This window comes from Pseudomonas sp. MF6394, from assembly GCF_002018845.1.
Lineage (GTDB): Bacteria > Pseudomonadota > Gammaproteobacteria > Pseudomonadales > Pseudomonadaceae > Aquipseudomonas > Aquipseudomonas lactis.
Genome location: NZ_MVOJ01000073.1, coordinates 1 through 2,236, shown reverse-complemented (window position 1 = coordinate 2,236; position 2,236 = coordinate 1). Strand labels below are relative to the sequence as shown.

Sequence of the window (2,236 nt, the reverse complement as noted above, 5' to 3'; positions counted from 1 at the left end):
GTGCCCGCTCCTAGCGATGACGTGTTCATCGATAAGAGTACCCAGACAGTCAAGATTACTGAGACTTCTGGCGGCAACTTCGAAAAACTCGAAGTGGCAGGCTCCGGCGCAACGACCACGATCAACGACACCATCGACAAGGTGGATGTAGTTCTAACTGCTACCACTACCGTCGGCGAAGGCGGCAACATCGTCTACACCGCCAGCCTTGTGGATAAAAACGGCGCACCGGTGACCAACATCACCAATCCGCTGACCGTCACCCTCGATAACGGCCAGACCATCACCATTGGTGTGAATCAGTCGAGTGGCTCTATCACCACCATCGCGCCGGATGATGTGTACAAAGGCGATCAAACTGTCACTACCGCCATCAAAAGCGTGACCGGCGGCGAGCACTTCGAAAACCTGGTCCCTGGCACGACGGCAGTGAACACTACTGTCACCGATAACCCTGGCACCGATAACACCACCACCGTTACGTTGACGGCTCCGGCTGAGGCAAACGAAGGTGGGCAGATTACGTACACCGCCACGCTTTCCAACAAAGCGGGCACTGACGTAACACTGAAGCTCGACAACGGTTCAAGCATCACCATCAAGGCTGGCGAGACCGTCGGTACGGTGACCGTGCCCGCCCCTACTGATGACGTGTTCATCGACAAGAGCACGCAGACCGTTCAGATCACCGAGACCACTGGCGGCAACTTCGAAAAACTGGAAGTTGCAGGCAATGGCGCAACGACCACGATCAACGACACCATCGACAAGGTCGATGTAGTCCTGACCGCGACCACCACCGTTGGCGAAGGCGGCAATATCGTCTACACCGCCAGCCTTGTGGATAAAAACGGCGCACCGGTGACCAACATCACCAATCCGTTGACCGTCACCTTGGATAATGGTCAGACCATCACCATCGGCGTAAACCAGACTAGCGGTAGCGTTTCGGTTCTTGCTCCTGATGATGTTTACAAAGGCGACCAGACCGTCACTACTGCTATCAAAGGCGTAACCGGCGGCGAGCATTTCGAGAACCTGGTGCCGGGCACTACCGCGGTGAACACCACCGTTACGGACACACCGGGTACCGATAACACCACCACCGTGACGCTGACAGCACCAAGTGTCGTTAACGAAGGCGGCCAGATCACGTACACCGCGACCTTGAGCAATAAGGCCGGCACCGACGTCACGCTGAAACTCGACAATGGTTCAAGCATCACCATCAAGGCCGGCGACACTGTTGGCACTGTGACCGTGCCTGCGCCTACCGATGACGTGTTCATCGATAAGAGCACTCAGACCGTCAAGATCACCGACGCTTCGGGCGGCAACTTCGAAAAATTGGAAGTTGCAGGCAACGGCGCAACGACCACGATCAACGACACCATCGACAAGGTGGATGTAGTTCTAACTGCTACCACCACCGTTGGCGAAGGCGGCAATATCGTCTACACCGCCAGCCTTGTGGATAAAAACGGCGCACCGGTGACCAACATCACCAATCCGCTGACCGTCACCCTCGATAACGGCCAGACCATCACCATTGGTGTGAATCAGTCGAGTGGCTCTATCACCACCATCGCGCCGGATGATGTTTACAAAGGCGATCAAACTGTCACTACCGCCATCAAAAGCGTGACCGGCGGCGAGCACTTTGAAAATCTGGTTCCAGGTACTACCCCGGTTAATACCACCGTTACGGATACACCAGGCACTGACAACACCACGACTGTCACCTTGACTGCGCCAAGTGCCGTTAACGAAGGCGGCCAGATCACCTACACCGCGACCTTGAGCAACAAGGCCGGTACTGACGTCACCTTGAAGCTGGATAACGGCTCGTCGATCACTATCAAAGCTGGCGAGACCGTCGGTACTGTGACCGTGCCTGCGCCTACCGATGACGTGTTCATCGATAAGAGCACTCAGACGGTCAAGATCACCGAAACCACGGGCGGCAACTTCGAAAAACTGGAAGTTGCAGGCAGCGGCGCGACCACTACGATCAACGACACTATCGACAAGGTCGATGTGGTCCTGACCGCCACCACCACCGTCGGCGAAGGCGGCAACATCGTTTACACCGCCAGCCTTGTGGATAAAAACGGCGCGCCGGTGACCAACATCACCAACCCGCTGACCGTGACATTGGATAACGGTAAAACCATCACCATCGGCGTAAACCAATCGAGCGGTAGCGTTTCGGTTCTTGCTCCGGATGATGTCTATA

At 55.9% G+C, this 2,236-nt stretch carries 1 protein-coding gene; it reads left to right on the top strand.

The genetic code is table 11. The features are described from left to right. Nucleotides 1–2,236: immunoglobulin-like domain-containing protein (locus tag MF6394_RS32740; protein WP_338013606.1), on the top strand; the 2,236-nt coding region annotated here is incomplete at both ends.